The organism is Burkholderia sp. HI4860 (genome assembly GCF_002223045.2).
Classification (GTDB): Bacteria; Pseudomonadota; Gammaproteobacteria; order Burkholderiales; family Burkholderiaceae; genus Burkholderia.
In genome coordinates this window covers 1,597,426-1,615,473 of sequence record NZ_NKFO02000003.1, presented here as the reverse complement: position 1 = coordinate 1,615,473, position 18,048 = coordinate 1,597,426, and the positions used below count along the sequence as shown (strand labels likewise).

The following is an 18,048-nucleotide window of genomic DNA, read 5'->3' as shown; positions in this document are numbered from 1 at the left end:
GGTTATGCCGGGCGTTTTTTTTTCATCTGTCGTTCATGCGCATGACGGGCCTGCCGCGCGGCTGCCGCAGGCCCGTCATGCGCGCGAACGAATCCTGGCCAATCGGCCAAATCCGCACGATTCGCCACGCGTCGCGCGAGCGGGTTGTTAAAATTGCGGTCATCGCTTAGCCGTCCCTGCCCTCATTCATGTCCCGCGCCCTCGAAATCCTCGACGAAGTATTTGGTTATCCCGCATTTCGCGGCCAGCAGGGCGAGATCGTCGAACACGTCGCCGGCGGCGGCGATTGCCTCGTGCTGATGCCGACCGGCGGCGGCAAGTCGTTGTGCTACCAGATTCCGGCGCTGCTGCGCCGCGAGGCCGGGCAGGGCGCCGGCATCGTCGTATCGCCGTTGATCGCGCTGATGCAGGACCAGGTCGCCGCACTGAGCGAAGTGGGGGTGCGCGCCGCGTACCTGAATTCGACGCTGTCGGGCGCCGAGGCCGCGGCGACCGAGCGCGCGTTGCGCGAGGGCGAAATCGACCTGCTGTACGTCGCGCCGGAACGGCTGATGACGGGGCGCTTCCTCGATCTGCTCGAGCGCGCGAAGATCGGCCTGTTCGCGATCGACGAAGCGCACTGCGTGTCGCAATGGGGGCACGATTTCCGCCCGGAATACATTCAACTGTCGGTGCTGCACGAGCGGTTCCCGGCGGTGCCGCGCATCGCGCTGACGGCCACGGCCGATGCGATCACGCGCGACGAGATCATCCACCGTCTCGCGCTCGACGATGCACGCGTGTTCGTGTCGAGCTTCGACCGCCCGAACATCCGCTACCGGATCGTCGAAAAGGACAACGCGCGTTCGCAACTGCTCGATTTCATTCGTGCCGAGCACACGAATGCCGACGGTACGACCGATGCCGGCGTCGTCTATTGCCTGTCGCGCCGCAAGGTCGAGGAAACGGCCGAATGGCTGAAGGCGCAGGGCGTGCGTGCGCTGCCGTATCACGCGGGGATGGAGTTCGAGGTGCGGCAGAAGCATCAGGAAATGTTCCAGCGCGAGGAAGGCATCGTGATGTGCGCGACGATCGCGTTCGGCATGGGCATCGACAAACCGGACGTGCGCTTCGTTGCGCACCTGGATCTGCCGAAGAGCGTCGAAGGCTACTACCAGGAAACGGGCCGCGCCGGCCGCGACGGGATGCCCGCGAATGCGTGGATGGCGTACGGCCTCGGCGACGTCGTCCAGCAGCGCAAGATGATCGACGAGTCCGATGCGGACGATGCGCACAAGCGCGTCCAGACGGCGAAGCTCGACGCGCTGCTCGGGCTGTGCGAGACGATCTCGTGCCGCCGCGTGCGGCTGCTGAACTACTTCGGCGAGGAGAGCAAGCCGTGCGGCAACTGCGATACGTGCCTCGAGCCGCCGGCGTCGTGGGACGCCACGCGTGAGGCGCAGATGGCGCTGTCGTGTGTGTTCCGCGCGCAGCGTGCAAGCGGCTTCAATTTCGGCTCGAGCCACCTGATCGAGATCCTGCGCGGCGGGCGCACCGAGAAGGTGTTGCAGCGCGGCCACGACCAGCTCACGACGTTCGGAATCGGCGCGTCGCTGTCGGAGCCCGAATGGCGGGCGATTTTCCGGCAGCTCGTCGCGTACGGCTACCTGGCCGTCGATCATGGCGGCTTCGGCGCGCTCGTGCTGACTGAAGCCGCGAAGCCCGTGCTGAAGAACGAGGAGAAGGTCACGCTGCGCCGCTACGTGAAGCCGCAGCGCACGCGCCAGTCGTCGAGCCGCAGCGGTACGCGCGTCGATCCGACGGCCGGCATGGGCACGCGTGAGCGCGCACGGTGGGATGCGCTGCGCGCGTGGCGTGCGGAAACGGCGAAAACGGACGGCGTGCCGGCCTACGTGATCTTCCACGACGCAACGCTCGCCGAGATCGCACGCAACGCGCCGGAGACGATCGACGACCTGCGCCATATCCCCGGCATGGGCGTGCGCAAGCTCGAACGCTTCGGCGACGAGATCATCGACGTCGTCGAGTCAGCCTGACACAGGTGTTCCGACCCCTCCGGTAAACCACGCGTTCGGCTGGCGAATCACGCAAGCCGTTGACTTAGTTGGTATTTCCGGAATATCATGCTGGGTTCCGGTATTCGGTGGGCCGAGTCGCGTTCCAAGGTTCGCACCCGTTTCGCCGGTTCGGAAGTCAACTGTGCGCCGATTCTCGCTTTGCCCGAAATCGATGCGCAGATTTTGTTCAATTTCAGGAATAAACAATGCCAACCATCAACCAACTGGTTCGCAAAGGCCGTCAGTCGGAAACGACGAAGAGCAAGAGCCCGGCCCTGCAGGACTGCCCCCAGCGTCGCGGCGTGTGCACCCGTGTGTACACGACGACGCCGAAGAAGCCGAACTCGGCACTCCGTAAGGTCGCCAAGGTTCGTCTGACGAACGGCTTCGAAGTGATTTCGTACATCGGCGGTGAAGGCCACAACCTGCAGGAACACTCGGTTGTGCTGATCCGCGGCGGCCGTGTGAAGGACTTGCCGGGTGTGCGTTACCACATGGTTCGCGGCTCGCTGGATACCCAGGGCGTCAAGGACCGTAAGCAAGCGCGCTCGAAGTACGGCGCGAAGCGTGCAAAGGCTGCCAAGTAAGCAGTTTTTGATCAGGGATCGCCACAGGGCGGTCAAGGCGGGAGTGCCGGATTGCCGGTGCTGTCGAGTAAGTGGTCACCCGGCCAAGCTGGTTAGTCGTGAAGATGTGATCGGGTTTGTTGGTGGCCGCGGAGCTGGAACCAGCTCCAACTGAACAAGTAAAGGAAGAATCATGCCGCGTCGTCGCGAAGTCCCCAAGCGGGAAGTGTTGCCGGATCCGAAGTTCGGTAACGTTGATGTAGCCAAGTTCATGAACATGCTGATGCTGTCCGGCAAGAAGTCGGTCGCAGAGCGCATCGTTTATGGCGCATTCGAACAAATCCAGACCAAGGGTGGCAAGGACCCGCTGGAAGTGTTCACGGTTGCGCTCAACAACGTCAAGCCGGTGGTCGAAGTGAAGAGCCGTCGCGTTGGTGGTGCCAACTATCAAGTTCCGGTCGAAGTGCGCCCGTCGCGTCGTATGGCATTGGCGATGCGCTGGCTGCGTGAGGCTGCGAAGAAGCGTAGCGAGAAGTCGATGGCCCTGCGCCTGGCAGGTGAACTCTCCGAAGCGGCCGAAGGCCGTGGCGGCGCGATGAAGAAGCGCGACGAAGTTCACCGCATGGCAGAAGCCAACCGCGCGTTCTCGCATTTCCGTTTCTAAGCGCCTGGCTGGGCTTTTAGCGGAAATAAATTCCGGGCGGGTGCGCTTTTCAGGCGCCTCGCCCGTTTGTGTTGAAGCATGATGCAGCAGGGCTGCATCGTGTCATCCCAGTAGAGGATCAAAGTGGCTCGCAAGACTCCTATCGAGCGCTACCGCAATATCGGTATTAGCGCTCACATCGACGCCGGCAAAACGACGACGACCGAGCGCATTCTGTTTTACACCGGTGTGAACCACAAGATCGGTGAAGTCCACGACGGCGCAGCCACGATGGACTGGATGGAGCAGGAACAGGAGCGTGGCATCACGATCACGTCCGCTGCTACCACCGCCTTCTGGAAGGGCATGGGCGGCAACTATCCGGAACACCGCATCAACATCATCGACACGCCGGGCCACGTCGACTTCACGATTGAAGTTGAGCGCTCGATGCGCGTGCTCGACGGCGCGTGCATGGTGTACTGCGCAGTGGGCGGCGTGCAGCCGCAGTCGGAAACGGTGTGGCGCCAGGCTAACAAGTACAAGGTGCCGCGTCTCGCGTTCGTCAACAAGATGGACCGTACCGGCGCGAACTTCTTCAAGGTCTACGACCAGCTCCGTCTGCGCCTGAAGGCGAACCCGGTTCCGGTCGTGGTGCCGATCGGCGCGGAAGAGAACTTCAAGGGCGTCGTCGACCTGATCAAGATGAAGGCGATCATTTGGGACGAAGCGTCGCAAGGCACGAAGTTCGACTACGTCGACATCCCGGCCGAGCTCGCAGAGACCTGCAAGGAATGGCGCGAAAAGATGGTCGAAGTGGCTGCTGAAGCCAGCGAAGACCTGATGAACAAGTACCTGGAAGAAGGCGACCTGCCGGAAGCCGACATCGTCAAGGCGCTGCGTGATCGTACGATCGCGTGCGAAATCCAGCCGATGCTGTGCGGTACCGCGTTCAAGAACAAGGGCGTGCAGCGTATGCTCGACGCCGTGATCGACTTCCTGCCGTCGCCGGTCGACATCCCGCCGGTCAAGGGCGAGCTCGAAAACGGTGAAGAAGCAGAGCGCAAGGCGTCGGACGAAGAGAAGTTCTCGTCGCTCGCGTTCAAGATCATGACCGACCCGTTCGTCGGCCAGCTGATCTTCTTCCGTGTGTACTCGGGCGTCGTCAACTCGGGCGACACGCTGCTGAACTCGACCAAGGGCAAGAAGGAACGCCTCGGCCGTATTCTGCAGATGCACGCGAACCAGCGTGAGGAAATCAAGGAAGTCCGCGCAGGCGACATCGCCGCAGCGGTCGGCCTGAAGGAAGCGACCACGGGCGACACGCTGTGCGACCCGGCGAACCCGATCGTTCTCGAACGCATGGTGTTCCCGGAGCCGGTGATTTCGCAGGCTGTCGAGCCGAAGACCAAGGCTGACCAGGAAAAGATGGGCCTCGCACTGAACCGTCTGGCTCAGGAAGACCCGTCGTTCCGCGTGCAGACCGACGAAGAGTCGGGCCAGACCATCATTTCGGGCATGGGCGAACTCCACCTCGAAATTCTGGTCGACCGGATGAAGCGTGAATTCGGCGTGGAAGCAACCGTCGGCAAGCCGCAGGTTGCCTACCGCGAAACGATCCGTTCGACGGCGAAGGACGTCGACGGCAAGTTCGTCAAGCAGTCGGGTGGTCGCGGCCAGTACGGTCACGCAGTCATCACGCTCGAGCCGAACGAACAAGGCAAGGGCTACGAGTTCTTCGACGAGATCAAGGGTGGTGTGATTCCGCGTGAATACATCCCGGCGGTCGACAAGGGTATCCAGGACACGCTGAAGTCGGGCGTGCTGGCCGGCTTCCCGGTCGTCGACGTGAAGGTTCACCTGACGTTCGGTTCGTACCACGACGTTGACTCGAACGAAAACGCGTTCCGCATGGCCGGTTCGATGGCGTTCAAGGAAGCGATGCGCAAGGCGAACCCGGTCGTCCTCGAGCCGATGATGGCTGTCGAAGTCGAGACGCCGGAAGACTACATGGGCAACGTGATGGGCGACCTGTCGGGCCGTCGCGGTATCGTCCAGGGCATGGAAGACATGGTTGGCGGCGGCAAGATCGTGCGCGCCGAAGTACCGCTGTCGGAAATGTTCGGTTACTCGACGTCGCTGCGTTCGCTGACGCAAGGTCGTGCAACGTACACGATGGAGTTCAAGCACTACGCTGAAGCTCCGCGCAACGTTGCAGAAGCGATCATCAGCGCGAAGTCGAAGTAATTCGTTATCTCAATCGATAATTTTTGAAAGAAGAGAATCATGGCAAAAGGTAAATTCGAGCGGACCAAGCCGCACGTGAACGTTGGTACGATTGGTCACGTTGACCACGGCAAGACGACGCTGACGGCAGCGATCACGACGGTTCTGACGAAGAAGTTCGGCGGCGAAGCGAAGGCATACGACCAGATCGACGCGGCACCGGAAGAAAAGGCGCGCGGCATCACGATCAACACGGCACACGTCGAGTACGAAACGGCTAACCGCCACTACGCACACGTCGACTGCCCGGGCCACGCTGACTATGTGAAGAACATGATCACGGGCGCAGCGCAGATGGACGGCGCGATCCTGGTTTGCTCGGCAGCAGACGGCCCGATGCCGCAGACGCGTGAGCACATCCTGCTGGCACGTCAGGTTGGCGTTCCGTACATCATCGTGTTCCTGAACAAGTGCGACATGGTGGACGACGCTGAACTGCTCGAGCTGGTCGAGATGGAAGTTCGCGAACTCCTGTCGAAGTACGACTTCCCGGGCGACGACACGCCGATCGTGAAGGGTTCGGCCAAGCTGGCGCTGGAAGGCGACACGGGCGAGCTGGGCGAAGTGGCGATCATGAGCCTGGCCGACGCGCTGGACACGTACATCCCGACGCCGGAGCGTGCAGTTGACGGCGCGTTCCTGATGCCGGTGGAAGACGTGTTCTCGATCTCGGGTCGTGGCACGGTTGTGACGGGTCGCGTTGAGCGCGGCATCGTGAAGGTCGGCGAAGAAATCGAAATCGTCGGTATCAAGCCGACGGTGAAGACGACCTGCACGGGCGTTGAAATGTTCCGCAAGCTGCTGGACCAAGGTCAGGCAGGCGACAACGTTGGTATCCTGCTGCGCGGCACGAAGCGTGAAGACGTGGAGCGTGGCCAGGTTCTGGCGAAGCCGGGTTCGATCACGCCGCACACGCACTTCACGGCTGAAGTGTACGTGCTGAGCAAGGACGAAGGCGGCCGTCACACGCCGTTCTTCAACAACTACCGTCCGCAGTTCTACTTCCGTACGACGGACGTGACGGGCTCGATCGAGCTGCCGAAGGACAAGGAAATGGTGATGCCGGGCGACAACGTGTCGATCACGGTGAAGCTGATCGCTCCGATCGCGATGGAAGAAGGTCTGCGCTTCGCAATCCGCGAAGGCGGCCGTACGGTCGGTGCCGGCGTCGTCGCCAAGATCATCGAGTAATATCGACGATCCGCGGATCCCACGGGATCCGCGATTCCGCGGTATGCAGTCCGTACCGTCGAAACCGGGTGTCCAGCTTGCGCTGGCACCCGGTTTTGTTTTTCCGTCACGCGAACGCGCGGGGCGAGAAACTCGCACCATCGCACCAGAATTTCGTGTAGAATCGCGGGCTTAGCAGTGGAAGTACCGTCCGGAACCTGATGCCTCGCTCCCCGCAGGCGTCAAGTTTCACGTTCTTTTAGTGTCCGGCGATGCAACATCGCCTCGCTCTTTCCAAGGAATCGTCATGCAGCAACAGAAAATCCGCATTCGCCTGAAGGCATTCGACTATCGTCTGATCGATCAATCGGCTGCCGAGATCGTCGATACCGCGAAGCGGACTGGCGCAATCGTCCGTGGCCCGGTGCCGCTGCCGACGCGCATTCAGCGTTTTGACATCCTGCGTTCGCCGCACGTCAACAAGACGTCGCGCGATCAGCTCGAAATCCGTACCCACCAGCGCCTGATGGACATCGTCGATCCGACCGACAAGACGGTTGACGCGCTGATGAAGCTCGACCTGCCGGCTGGCGTCGACGTGGAAATCAAGCTGCAGTAAGGCTTCCAGCGCCGATCGGCTTGCCGGGCGGCGCTAAGTCTTTGATTGCTTGCGGAAAACGCGAAGGCGGGCTATAATGCTTGGCTTTTCGCGTATTCGCGTAAAAAAGTTGGGCCTTGCGTGCCCGGCATTTTGTAAATCAGCCCCGACCAATCGCAGTCGGGAATGGAGAAAATGATGAGCCTTGGACTCGTAGGTCGCAAGGTTGGCATGACCCGTATCTTCACGGCGGAAGGGGATTCGATTCCCGTCACCGTGCTGGACGTGTCGGACAACCGCGTGACGCAGATCAAGACTGTTGAAACCGACGGCTACACGGCCGTGCAGGTTGCATTCGGCTCCCGTCGTGCCTCGCGCGTGACGAAGCCGCTGGCAGGTCATCTCGCCAAAGCCGGTGTCGAAGCCGGTGAAATCCTCAAGGAATTCCGCATTGACGCGGCCAAGGCAGCTGAGCTGTCGAATGGCGCCGTGGTCGGTGCCGATCTTTTCGAAGTGGGCCAGAAGGTCGACGTGCAAGGCGTGTCGATCGGTAAGGGCTACGCCGGTACGATCAAGCGTTACAACTTCTCCTCCGGCCGTGCCACGCACGGTAACTCGCGCTCGCACAACGTGCCGGGCTCGATCGGTATGGCGCAGGATCCGGGTCGTGTTTTCCCGGGTAAACGCATGACGGGTCACATGGGTGACGTGACGGTGACGGTGCAGAACCTCGAAATCGCCCGTATCGACGCAGAGCGCAAGCTGCTGCTCGTGAAGGGTGCGATTCCGGGCGCGAAGGGCGGCAAGGTCTTCGTGACGCCGGCCGTCAAGACCAAGGGGGCGAAATAATGGAACTCAAGCTCCTGAACGAAAATGGTCAGGAAGGTGCAGTGGTCAACGCATCGGACGTCGTGTTCGGTCGTGACTACAACGAAGCGCTGATCCACCAGGTCGTCGTCGCTTACCAGGCGAATGCTCGCCAGGGTAACCGCGCACAGAAGGACCGTGAGCAAGTCAAGCATACGACGAAGAAGCCGTGGCGCCAGAAGGGTACGGGCCGCGCTCGTGCCGGTATGTCGTCGAGCCCGTTGTGGCGTGGCGGTGGTCGTATCTTCCCGAATTCGCCGGAAGAAAACTTCTCGCACAAGGTCAACAAGAAGATGCATCGCGCAGGTCTCTGCTCGATCTTCTCGCAGCTGGCCCGTGAAGGCCGTCTGTCGGTCGTCGAGGACATCATCCTCGAGGCGCCGAAGACCAAGCTGCTGGCCGAAAAATTCAAGACCATGGGTCTCGACTCCGTGCTGATCATTACGGATACGGTCGACGAGAACCTGTACCTGGCTTCGCGCAACCTGCCGCACGTGGCGATTGTCGAGCCGCGCTACGCTGACCCGCTGTCGCTGATCTACTTCAAGAAAGTGCTGGTCACGAAGGCTGCGGTCGCCCAGATCGAGGAGTTGCTGTCATGAGCGAGATTCGCAAGAACGATCATCGTTTGATGCAGGTCCTGCTCGCGCCGGTGATCTCGGAAAAGGCGACGCTGGTTGCCGACAAGAACGAGCAAGTCGTGTTCGAAGTCGCACCGGATGCCACGAAGCAGGAAGTGAAGGCGGCTGTCGAGCTGCTGTTCAAGGTTGAAGTTGATTCGGTCAACGTGCTGGTTCAGAAGGGCAAGCAAAAGCGCTTCGGCCGTTCGATGGGCCGTCGCAAGGACGTGAAGAAGGCGTACGTTTGCCTGAAGCCCGGCCAGGAAATCAACTTTGAAGCGGAGGCCAAGTAATCATGGCAATCGTTAAAGTTAAGCCGACATCGCCGGGTCGCCGCGCGATGGTCAAGGTGGTCAACAAGAACCTGCACCAGGGCAAGCCGTTCGCGGCACTGCTCGACTCGCAGAGCTCGACCGCCGGCCGTAACAACAACGGTCGTATCACCACGCGTCACAAGGGTGGTGGTCACAAGCAGCACTACCGTATCGTCGATTTCCGTCGCACGAAGGATGGCATTCCGGCAAAGGTCGAGCGTCTCGAGTACGACCCGAACCGTAGCGCGAACATCGCGCTGGTGCTCTATGCAGACGGCGAACGTCGCTACATCATCGCCCCGAAGGGCCTGACCGTCGGCCAACAGCTGATGTCGGGTTCGGAAGCGCCGATCCGTGCAGGCAACACGCTGCCGATCCGCAACATTCCGGTCGGTACGACGATCCACTGCATCGAGATGCTGCCGGGCAAGGGCGCGCAAATGGCGCGTTCGGCCGGTACGTCGGCCATGCTGCTCGCCCGTGAAGGCGTCTACGCGCAGGTTCGTCTGCGTTCGGGCGAAATCCGCCGCGTGCACATCGAGTGCCGTGCAACGATCGGTGAAGTCGGCAACGAAGAGCATAGCCTGCGCCAGATCGGCAAGGCTGGCGCGAACCGCTGGCGCGGTATCCGCCCGACGGTGCGTGGCGTTGCGATGAACCCGGTTGATCACCCGCACGGTGGTGGTGAGGGCAAGACGGCTGCAGGTCGCGATCCGGTTAGCCCGTGGGGTACGCCGGCTAAGGGTTATCGCACCCGTAGCAACAAGCGCACGACGACGATGATCGTCCAGCGCCGTCACAAGCGTTAAGGAGTAGGCAATGGCACGTTCTGTTAAAAAAGGTCCGTTCTGCGACGCCCATTTGCTGAAGAAAGTTGAGGCGGCTGCAGCTTCGCGCGACAAAAAGCCGATCAAGACCTGGTCGCGTCGTTCGACGATTCTGCCGGATTTCATCGGCCTGACGATCGCTGTTCACAACGGCCGTCAACACGTTCCGGTGTACATCTCGGAAAACATGGTCGGCCACAAGCTTGGCGAGTTCGCACTGACCCGTACGTTCAAGGGTCACGCAGCCGACAAGAAGGCCAAGAAATAAGGGGCAATCAAGATGGAAGTGAAAGCAATTCATCGCGGTGCCCGCATCTCGGCGCAGAAAACGCGCCTTGTGGCTGACCAGATCCGCGGTTTGCCGGTCGACAAGGCGCTGAACGTTCTGACGTTCTCGCCGAAGAAGGCGGCTGGCATCGTGAAGAAGGTTGTGCTGTCGGCAATCGCGAATGCGGAGCACAACGAAGGCGCTGATATCGACGAGCTCAAGATCAAGAGCATCTACGTCGACAAGGCTGCATCGCTCAAGCGTTTCACCGCGCGCGCCAAGGGCCGCGGTAACCGCATCGAGAAGCAATCCTGTCACATCACTGTGACGGTCGGGAATTAAGGAGCCATACGATGGGACAGAAAATTCATCCGACTGGCTTCCGCCTGGCTGTCAGCCGCAATTGGGCTTCGCGTTGGTACGCGAACAACAACAATTTCGCGGCGATGCTGCAGGAAGACATCGGTGTTCGTGAATACCTGAAGAAGAAGCTGAAGAACGCTTCGGTCGGTCGGGTCGTCATCGAGCGTCCGGCGAAGAACGCGCGCATCACGATTTACAGCTCGCGTCCGGGTGTGGTCATCGGCAAGAAGGGCGAGGATATCGAGCAGCTGAAGACGGAACTGCAACGCCGCATGGGCGTTCCGGTTCACGTCAACATCGAAGAAATCCGCAAGCCGGAAACCGATGCTCAGCTGATCGCTGACTCGATCACGCAACAGCTCGAGCGCCGGATCATGTTCCGTCGCGCGATGAAGCGTGCGATGCAGAACGCGATGCGTCTGGGTGCCCAAGGCATCAAGATCATGAGCGCGGGCCGTCTGAACGGTATCGAAATCGCTCGTACGGAGTGGTATCGCGAAGGTCGCGTGCCCCTTCACACGCTGCGTGCTGATATCGACTACGCGACCTCGGAAGCGAAGACGACCTACGGGATCATCGGCGTCAAGGTGTGGGTTTACAAGGGCGATACGCTCGGCCGCAACGACGCACCGGTGGTGGAAGAAGTAGCCGAAGACAAGCGTCCGCGTCGCAATGCGCGTCCGGGCGACCGTCGTCCGCGCCGTGACGGCGAAGGCGGCGCTCCGGGTGCTCGTCGTGGCGCACCGCGCCGCGGCGCCGGCAAGCCCGAAGACGGCAAGACTGGAGAATAACGATGCTGCAACCGAAACGCAGAAAGTATCGTAAAGAGCAGAAGGGTCGTAACACCGGCAAGGCGACGCGCGGCAACGCAGTGTCGTTCGGTGAATTCGGCCTGAAGGCTATCGGTCGCGGTCGTCTGACCGCACGCCAGATTGAAGCGGCGCGTCGTGCAATGACGCGTCACATCAAGCGTGGCGGCCGCATCTGGATCCGGATCTTCCCGGACAAGCCGATTTCGCAGAAGCCGGCCGAAGTGCGTATGGGTAACGGTAAGGGTAACCCGGAGTACTACGTCGCCGAGATTCAGCCGGGCAAGATGCTCTATGAAATGGACGGCGTAACCGAAGAACTGGCACGCGAAGCGTTCCGTCTGGCTGCAGCCAAGCTGCCGCTGAAGACGGCGTTCATCGTGCGCCAGCTCGGCGCCTAAGGAGAAAATATGAAGGCTTCCGAACTTCTCCAGAAAGACCAGGCCGCGCTCAACAAGGAGCTGGCGGACCTGCTGAAGGCGCAATTCGGCCTGCGCATGCAACTCGCGACCCAGCAACTCACGAACACGAGCCAGCTGAAGAAGGTTCGTCGCGACATCGCACGTGTGCGGACCGTCATGACTCAGAAGGCGAACCAGAAATGAACGATAGCGTGAAAACCTCGCTGAAGCGGACGCTGGTCGGTCGGGTCGTCAGCAACAAGATGGACAAGACCGTCACCGTGCTGATCGAGCACCGCGTCAAGCACCCGATCTACGGCAAGTATGTCGTGCGTTCGAAGAAGTACCACGCGCACGATGAAGCGAACACCTACAACGAAGGCGATCTCGTCGAAATCCAGGAAACCCGTCCTGTTTCGAAGACGAAGGCCTGGACGGTGTCGCGCCTCGTCGAAGCAGCTCGCGTCATCTAAGCGGGCAGCGCAGTAGGCAGTAACAGGCACTTCTCCGCGAAGTGCTTGAAATCGCAAAGTATTTGCTTGCGTGACCAGGATTATTTGTTATAATCCTGGTCTTCCCTCTTTATGGGAGCCCCGTCGCGGGCGAAGTTGGTGGGGGAAGCGGACTGGCGCCTGCCTGTCCGAAAGATTCACCGAATTGCGATGGCGGGTTTCGTTTGCCGTCGCTGCTGTTCCAACCCAAGCAGCCGATTGGCTGACGGGACCAAGACTGACCGAATGCATCATGGTGGTGCATCCGGATTAAGTTGGGAAAGACAAACCATGATCCAGACCGAATCTCGGCTCGAAGTAGCCGACAACACGGGTGCACGTGAAGTCCTGTGCATCAAGGTGCTCGGCGGCTCGAAGCGTCGTTATGCCGGCATTGGCGACATCATCAAGGTGAGCGTCAAAGAGGCAACGCCGCGCGGGCGCGTGAAGAAAGGCGAAATTTACAACGCCGTGGTGGTCCGCACCGCCAAGGGCGTGCGCCGTCAAGACGGCTCGCTGATCAAGTTCGACGGCAACGCCGCTGTGCTTTTGAATAACAAGCTCGAGCCGATCGGCACCCGTATTTTCGGGCCGGTCACGCGTGAGCTGCGTAGCGAACGATTCATGAAGATCGTTTCGCTGGCGCCGGAAGTGCTGTAAGGAGTCGCGATGAACAAGATTCGCAAAGGTGACGAAGTCATCGTCGTCACTGGCAAGGACAAGGGCAAGCGCGGCGTCGTGCTGGCTGTCGGTGCAGAGCATGTGACGGTTGAAGGTATCAACCTCGTCAAGAAGCATGTGAAGCCGAACCCGATGAAGGGTACGACGGGCGGCGTGGAAGCGAAGACGATGCCCCTGCATATTTCGAACGTCGCACTGGTCGACGCGAATGGCAAGGCGTCGCGTGTTGGCATCAAGGTCGAGGAAGGCAAGAAGGTTCGCTTCCTGAAGACGACCGGTGCTGTACTGAGCGCCTGACGCAGCGGAGTAAAAAATGGCTCGTTTTCAAGAGTTTTACAAAGAAAAGGTTGTGCCCGGCCTGATCGAGAAGTTCGGTTACAAGTCGGTCATGGAAGTGCCGCGCATCACCAAGATCACGCTGAACATGGGTCTTGGCGAAGCGATCGCTGACAAGAAGATCATCGAGAACGCCGTTGGCGACCTCACGAAGATCGCTGGTCAGAAGCCGGTCGTGACCAAGGCACGCAAGGCAATCGCAGGCTTCAAGATCCGCCAGGGCTACCCGATCGGCGCGATGGTGACGCTGCGTGGCCAAGCGATGTACGAATTCCTCGACCGTTTCGTGACGGTTGCCCTGCCCCGCGTGCGTGACTTCCGCGGCGTGTCGGGTCGTGCTTTCGATGGCCGTGGCAACTACAACATCGGTGTGAAAGAGCAGATCATTTTCCCCGAAATCGACTACGACAAGATCGACGCACTGCGTGGGCTGAACATCAGCATCACGACGACTGCGAAGACCGACGACGAAGCAAAGGCTCTGCTCGCCAGCTTCAAGTTCCCGTTCAGAAACTGAGGTTACCGTGGCTAAACTGGCACTGATCGAACGTGAAAAGAAGCGCGCCCGCCTGGTCGCGAAGTTCGCAGCAAAGCGCGATGCGCTGAAGGCGATCGTCGAAGACCAAAGCAAGTCGGAAGAAGAGCGCTACGAAGCACGCCTTGAGCTGCAGCAACTGCCCCGCAACGCAAACCCGACCCGCCAGCGTAACCGCTGCGCGATCACGGGCCGTCCGCGTGGCACGTTCCGTAAATTCGGCCTCGCGCGTAACAAGATTCGTGAAATCGCATTCCGTGGCGAGATTCCTGGCCTGACCAAGGCGAGCTGGTAATAGGAGAAACGTAAATGAGCATGAGTGATCCTATCGCCGATATGCTGACTCGCATCCGCAACGGGCAGATGGTCGAGAAGGTATCGGTGTCGATGCCCTCGTCGAAAGTCAAGGTTGCAATCGCGCAAGTCCTGAAAGACGAAGGCTATATCGACGATTTCGCCGTGAAGGCGGAAGGTGCGAAGTCCGAACTGAATATCGCGCTGAAGTACTACGCCGGCCGTCCGGTCATCGAACGCATCGAACGCGTGTCGAAGCCTGGCCTGCGCGTGTACCGCGGCCGTAACGACATCCCGCAGGTCATGAATGGCCTCGGTGTGGCAATCGTGTCGACGCCGAAGGGCGTGATGACCGACCGCAAGGCGCGCGCTACCGGCGTCGGCGGCGAAGTCATCTGCTACGTCGCTTAAAGCCGAGGAGAGAGAAACATGTCTCGAGTAGGTAAGAGCCCGATCGCGCTGCAAGGCGCGGAAGTCAAGCTGGCCGACGGTGCGATCACCGTCAAGGGCCCGCTGGGCACCATCACGCAAGCGATCAATCCGCTCGTGAACGTGGCGAACAACGACGGCACGCTGAACCTGTCGCCGGTGGACGAAAGCCGCGAAGCAAATGCACTGTCGGGCACGATGCGCGCGATTATCGCGAATGCCGTGCACGGCGTGACCAAGGGTTTCGAGCGCAAGCTGACGCTGGTTGGCGTCGGTTATCGTGCGCAAGCGCAAGGCGACAAGCTGAACCTGTCGCTGGGTTTCTCGCACCCGGTGGTGCACCAGATGCCGGAAGGCGTCAAGGCAGAAACCCCGACGCAAACCGAAATCGTGATCAAGGGGATCAACAAGCAACAAGTCGGTCAAGTGGCTGCGGAAGTCCGCGGTTACCGTCCGCCGGAACCCTACAAGGGCAAGGGCGTGCGCTATTCCGACGAGGTTGTGATCCTCAAAGAAACGAAGAAGAAGTAAGGGTGCGCAATCATGGATAAGACTCAATCTCGCCTGCGCCGCGCTCGCCAGACGCGTATCAAGATCGCTGAGCTGCAGGTCGCGCGTCTCGCCGTGCATCGCACGAACACGCACATCTACGCTCAAGTGTTCTCGCCGTGCGGCACCAAGGTGCTCGCCAGCGCGTCGACGCTCGAAGCAGAAGTGCGCGCAGAACTGGCCGACAAGTCGGGCAAGGGCGGCAACGTCAATGCCGCGACGCTGATCGGCAAGCGTATTGCCGAAAAGGCAAAGGCTGCCGGCATCGAATCCGTCGCCTTCGACCGCTCGGGCTTCCGCTACCACGGCCGCGTCAAGGCGCTGGCTGAGGCAGCTCGCGAAGCTGGGCTCAAGTTCTAAGGAAGGAATTCGTCATGGCAAAGATGCAAGCGAAAGTTCAGGCTGACGAGCGCGACGACGGCCTTCGCGAAAAGATGATTTCGGTCAATCGCGTGACCAAGGTCGTGAAGGGTGGCCGTATTCTCGGCTTCGCCGCACTGACCGTGGTTGGCGACGGTGATGGCCGCATCGGTATGGGCAAGGGCAAGGCGAAGGAAGTGCCGGTCGCTGTCCAGAAGGCAATGGAACAAGCTCGCCGCAACATGTTCAAGGTGCCGCTCAAGAACGGCACGCTGCAACACGAAGTGCACGGCAAGCATGGCGCATCCGCTGTCCTCCTCGCTCCGGCGAAGGCAGGTACGGGCGTGATCGCCGGCGGCCCGATGCGCGCAGTGTTCGACGTGATGGGCGTTCAGAACGTTGTGGCAAAGAGCCACGGTTCGACGAACCCGTACAACCTCGTTCGCGCCACGCTGGACGGTCTGCGCAAGCAGTCCACCCCGGCAGACATCGCGGCGAAGCGCGGCAAGTCCGTCGAAGAAATTTTGGGCTAAGCCCGGGTGGTCACCATGTCTGAAAAAACTGTCAAGGTTCAGCTCGTTAAGAGCCTGATCGGGACCCGCGAATCGCACCGCGCGACCGTGCGTGGCCTGGGCCTGCGCCGACTCAACTCGGTCAGCGAGCTTCAGGACACGCCGGCGGTCCGCGGCATGATCAACAAGGTCTCGTACCTCGTTAAGGTCATCGCGTAAGCGGCCCTACGGATCAAGGAGTTGATATGGAATTGAATAACCTGAAGCCGGCAGCTGGCGCCAAGCACGCCAAGCGTCGCGTCGGCCGTGGCATCGGTTCGGGCCTCGGCAAGACGGCTGGCCGTGGTCACAAGGGTCAGAAATCGCGTTCGGGCGGCTTCCACAAAGTCGGTTTCGAAGGCGGTCAGATGCCGCTGCAACGTCGTCTGCCGAAGCGCGGCTTCACGTCGCTGACGAAGGAATTCGTCGGTGAAGTGCGTCTGGGCGACCTCGAGAAGCTGCCGGTCGATGAGATCGATCTGCTCGCACTGAAGCAAGCCGGCCTGGTCGGCGAGCTGACGAAGAGCGCAAAGATCATCGCGACGGGCGAACTGAAGCGCAAGATCGTCGTGAAGGGTCTCGGTGCCACCAAGGGTGCGCGCGCTGCGATCGAAGCGGCTGGCGGTTCGTTCGCCGAGTGACACGCGTAGCGCGTCGTCACTTGCATTCATCGGAGAAGGTACTTGGCTAACAGCCCGAGTCTTGCAAAACCCGGTCGAAGCACGGCGAAATTCGGCGATCTGCGCCGGCGAGCAATGTTCTTGCTCCTGGCGCTGATCGTCTATCGCATCGGCGCGCACATTCCCGTGCCGGGCATCGATCCGGATCAACTGGCTAAGCTGTTCCAGAGCCAGGCGGGCGGCATCCTGGGCATGTTCAACATGTTCTCGGGTGGCGCGCTTTCCCGCTTCACGATCTTTGCGCTGGGGATCATGCCGTACATCTCGGCGTCGATCATCATGCAGTTGCTGGCGATTGTCTCGCCGCAGCTCGAGGCGCTGAAGAAGGAAGGGCAGGCAGGGCAACGGAAGATCACGCAGTACACGCGGTATTTCACCGTGGTGCTCGCGACCTTCCAGGCGTTCGGTATCGCGGCTGCGCTGGAAAACCAGCCGGGCCTCGTGACTGACCCCGGCATGCTGTTCCGTCTGACGACGGTCGTGACGCTGGTTACCGGTACGATGTTCCTGATGTGGCTCGGCGAGCAGATTACCGAGCGTGGTCTGGGCAACGGTATCTCGATCATCATCTTCGGCGGGATCGCAGCAGGGTTCCCGAATGCCGTCGGTGGGTTGTTCGAGCTGGTGCGTACGGGTTCGATGAGCATCATTTCGGCGATCATCATCGTCGTCCTGATTGCCGCGGTGACTTACCTGGTCGTGTTCATCGAACGCGGTCAGCGCAAGATCCTCGTGAACTACGCGAAGCGCCAGGTCGGCAACAAGATCTACGGTGGGCAGTCGTCGCATCTGCCGCTGAAGCTGAACATGTCGGGTGTGATTCCGCCGATCTTCGCATCGTCGATCATTCTGTTCCCGGCAACGATTCTCGGCTGGTTCAGTACCGGTCAGCCGACGGGAAGCTGGATTTCCAATACGTTGCATAACGTTGCGGAAGCGCTGAAGCCGGGCCAGCCGGTCTATGTGCTGCTGTACACGCTGGCGATCGTGTTTTTCTGCTTCTTCTACACCGCACTGGTGTTCAACAGCAGGGAAACCGCAGACAACCTGAAGAAGAGTGGCGCGTTTGTTCCGGGCATCCGTCCGGGTGATCAGACCGCACGATATATCGACCGCATCCTCACGCGTCTGACGCTGGCCGGTGCGATCTACATCGTCTTCGTGTGTCTGCTGCCGGAGTTTCTGGTGCTGCGCTGGAACGTGCCGTTTTATTTTGGTGGAACGTCGCTGCTGATCATTGTCGTCGTCACGATGGACTTTATGGCGCAGGTGCAGTCGTACGTTATGTCGCAACAGTATGAGTCACTGCTCAAGAAGGCGAACTTCAAGGGCGGCAACATCCCGATGCGTTGA

The 18,048-nt window shown here is 60.5% G+C and carries 27 protein-coding genes; all 27 read left to right on the top strand.

What is annotated here, in order from left to right; translation table 11 throughout:
- The first annotated feature begins 188 nt into the window (after nt 1-188).
- The 27 genes from recQ to secY all read left to right on the top strand — a co-directional run bounded on the left by recQ (nt 189) and on the right by secY (nt 18,048).
- Nucleotides 189-2,036 (top strand): DNA helicase RecQ, encoded by a 1,848-nt coding sequence (gene recQ, locus CFB34_RS22810; protein ID WP_089439038.1) that lies wholly within the window; start codon nt 189-191, stop codon nt 2,034-2,036.
- A 227-nt stretch (nt 2,037-2,263) separates the two neighbouring features.
- Nucleotides 2,264-2,644, top strand: coding sequence for a 30S ribosomal protein S12 (gene rpsL / locus CFB34_RS22805; protein WP_006400662.1), 381 nt, complete (start codon nt 2,264-2,266; stop codon nt 2,642-2,644).
- Between the two features lie 172 nt (nt 2,645-2,816).
- Nucleotides 2,817-3,287 carry a 30S ribosomal protein S7 gene (gene rpsG / locus CFB34_RS22800; protein WP_006477195.1) on the top strand — a complete coding sequence of 157 codons (471 nt, stop codon included), beginning with the start codon at nt 2,817-2,819 and terminating at the stop codon, nt 3,285-3,287.
- A 123-nt stretch (nt 3,288-3,410) separates the two neighbouring features.
- Nucleotides 3,411-5,513, top strand: a complete 2,103-nt coding sequence (gene fusA, locus CFB34_RS22795; protein ID WP_006482929.1) for an elongation factor G — start codon at nt 3,411-3,413, stop codon at nt 5,511-5,513.
- Nucleotides 5,514-5,552: 39 nt separating this feature from the next.
- A complete protein-coding gene (tuf, locus tag CFB34_RS22790) occupies nt 5,553-6,743 on the top strand; it encodes an elongation factor Tu (protein WP_011350666.1) in 1,191 nt (396 codons plus the stop codon).
- A gap of 286 nt (nt 6,744-7,029) precedes the next feature.
- The gene (gene rpsJ / locus CFB34_RS22785) at nt 7,030-7,341 is read left to right on the top strand and encodes a 30S ribosomal protein S10 (RefSeq protein ID WP_004199280.1); all 312 of its coding nucleotides are present in this window, start codon (nt 7,030-7,032) and stop codon (nt 7,339-7,341) included.
- 177 nt (nt 7,342-7,518) lie between these two features.
- Nucleotides 7,519-8,169: a 50S ribosomal protein L3 gene (gene rplC, locus CFB34_RS22780; RefSeq protein ID WP_006482922.1), complete on the top strand. Its 651-nt coding sequence runs from the start codon at nt 7,519-7,521 to the stop codon at nt 8,167-8,169.
- A complete protein-coding gene (gene rplD, locus CFB34_RS22775; protein ID WP_011350675.1) occupies nt 8,169-8,789 on the top strand; it encodes a 50S ribosomal protein L4 in 621 nt (206 codons plus the stop codon). Before rplC ends, rplD begins: the two co-directional genes overlap by 1 nt.
- Nucleotides 8,786-9,100: a 50S ribosomal protein L23 gene (gene rplW / locus CFB34_RS22770; protein WP_004199275.1), complete on the top strand. Its 315-nt coding sequence runs from the start codon at nt 8,786-8,788 to the stop codon at nt 9,098-9,100. The genes rplD and rplW overlap by 4 nt, the downstream gene beginning before the upstream one ends.
- A gap of 2 nt (nt 9,101-9,102) precedes the next feature.
- Nucleotides 9,103-9,930, top strand: coding sequence for a 50S ribosomal protein L2 (rplB, locus tag CFB34_RS22765; RefSeq protein ID WP_006482900.1), 828 nt, complete (start codon nt 9,103-9,105; stop codon nt 9,928-9,930).
- Between the two features lie 10 nt (nt 9,931-9,940).
- Nucleotides 9,941-10,216 carry a 30S ribosomal protein S19 gene (rpsS, locus tag CFB34_RS22760; protein ID WP_004199273.1) on the top strand — a complete coding sequence of 92 codons (276 nt, stop codon included), beginning with the start codon at nt 9,941-9,943 and terminating at the stop codon, nt 10,214-10,216.
- 12 nt (nt 10,217-10,228) lie between these two features.
- Nucleotides 10,229-10,558 carry a 50S ribosomal protein L22 gene (rplV, locus tag CFB34_RS22755; RefSeq protein ID WP_004199272.1) on the top strand — a complete coding sequence of 110 codons (330 nt, stop codon included), beginning with the start codon at nt 10,229-10,231 and terminating at the stop codon, nt 10,556-10,558.
- An 11-nt stretch (nt 10,559-10,569) separates the two neighbouring features.
- Nucleotides 10,570-11,370: a 30S ribosomal protein S3 gene (rpsC, locus tag CFB34_RS22750; RefSeq protein WP_006482899.1), complete on the top strand. Its 801-nt coding sequence runs from the start codon at nt 10,570-10,572 to the stop codon at nt 11,368-11,370.
- A 2-nt stretch (nt 11,371-11,372) separates the two neighbouring features.
- Nucleotides 11,373-11,789 (top strand): 50S ribosomal protein L16, encoded by a 417-nt coding sequence (gene rplP, locus CFB34_RS22745; protein ID WP_006482873.1) that lies wholly within the window; start codon nt 11,373-11,375, stop codon nt 11,787-11,789.
- 9 nt (nt 11,790-11,798) lie between these two features.
- Nucleotides 11,799-11,993, top strand: coding sequence for a 50S ribosomal protein L29 (gene rpmC / locus CFB34_RS22740; RefSeq protein WP_006400652.1), 195 nt, complete (start codon nt 11,799-11,801; stop codon nt 11,991-11,993).
- Nucleotides 11,990-12,262: a 30S ribosomal protein S17 gene (rpsQ, locus tag CFB34_RS22735; RefSeq protein WP_006477189.1), complete on the top strand. Its 273-nt coding sequence runs from the start codon at nt 11,990-11,992 to the stop codon at nt 12,260-12,262. The genes rpmC and rpsQ overlap by 4 nt, the downstream gene beginning before the upstream one ends.
- A 309-nt stretch (nt 12,263-12,571) precedes the next feature.
- Nucleotides 12,572-12,940: a 50S ribosomal protein L14 gene (gene rplN, locus CFB34_RS22730; protein WP_006482918.1), complete on the top strand. Its 369-nt coding sequence runs from the start codon at nt 12,572-12,574 to the stop codon at nt 12,938-12,940.
- Between the two features lie 9 nt (nt 12,941-12,949).
- Nucleotides 12,950-13,258, top strand: coding sequence for a 50S ribosomal protein L24 (gene rplX / locus CFB34_RS22725; protein WP_006477187.1), 309 nt, complete (start codon nt 12,950-12,952; stop codon nt 13,256-13,258).
- A gap of 16 nt (nt 13,259-13,274) precedes the next feature.
- Nucleotides 13,275-13,814 (top strand): 50S ribosomal protein L5, encoded by a 540-nt coding sequence (gene rplE / locus CFB34_RS22720; protein ID WP_006477186.1) that lies wholly within the window; start codon nt 13,275-13,277, stop codon nt 13,812-13,814.
- A gap of 7 nt (nt 13,815-13,821) precedes the next feature.
- The gene (gene rpsN, locus CFB34_RS22715; RefSeq protein WP_011350676.1) at nt 13,822-14,127 is read left to right on the top strand and encodes a 30S ribosomal protein S14; all 306 of its coding nucleotides are present in this window, start codon (nt 13,822-13,824) and stop codon (nt 14,125-14,127) included.
- A gap of 14 nt (nt 14,128-14,141) precedes the next feature.
- Entirely contained in the window at nt 14,142-14,537 is a 396-nt protein-coding gene (rpsH, locus tag CFB34_RS22710) for a 30S ribosomal protein S8 (protein ID WP_011350677.1), read from the top strand.
- Between the two features lie 18 nt (nt 14,538-14,555).
- Nucleotides 14,556-15,086: a 50S ribosomal protein L6 gene (gene rplF / locus CFB34_RS22705; RefSeq protein ID WP_006758786.1), complete on the top strand. Its 531-nt coding sequence runs from the start codon at nt 14,556-14,558 to the stop codon at nt 15,084-15,086.
- A 12-nt stretch (nt 15,087-15,098) separates the two neighbouring features.
- Nucleotides 15,099-15,464, top strand: coding sequence for a 50S ribosomal protein L18 (gene rplR, locus CFB34_RS22700; RefSeq protein ID WP_006477183.1), 366 nt, complete (start codon nt 15,099-15,101; stop codon nt 15,462-15,464).
- A 14-nt stretch (nt 15,465-15,478) separates the two neighbouring features.
- Nucleotides 15,479-15,997, top strand: coding sequence for a 30S ribosomal protein S5 (gene rpsE / locus CFB34_RS22695; RefSeq protein WP_006482895.1), 519 nt, complete (start codon nt 15,479-15,481; stop codon nt 15,995-15,997).
- A 15-nt stretch (nt 15,998-16,012) separates the two neighbouring features.
- Entirely contained in the window at nt 16,013-16,195 is a 183-nt protein-coding gene (gene rpmD / locus CFB34_RS22690) for a 50S ribosomal protein L30 (RefSeq protein ID WP_006400644.1), read from the top strand.
- A 26-nt stretch (nt 16,196-16,221) separates the two neighbouring features.
- Entirely contained in the window at nt 16,222-16,656 is a 435-nt protein-coding gene (gene rplO, locus CFB34_RS22685) for a 50S ribosomal protein L15 (protein ID WP_006482880.1), read from the top strand.
- 42 nt (nt 16,657-16,698) lie between these two features.
- On the top strand, nt 16,699-18,048 hold the full coding sequence (secY, locus tag CFB34_RS22680) for a preprotein translocase subunit SecY (protein ID WP_006482915.1): 1,350 nt from the start codon (nt 16,699-16,701) through the stop codon (nt 18,046-18,048).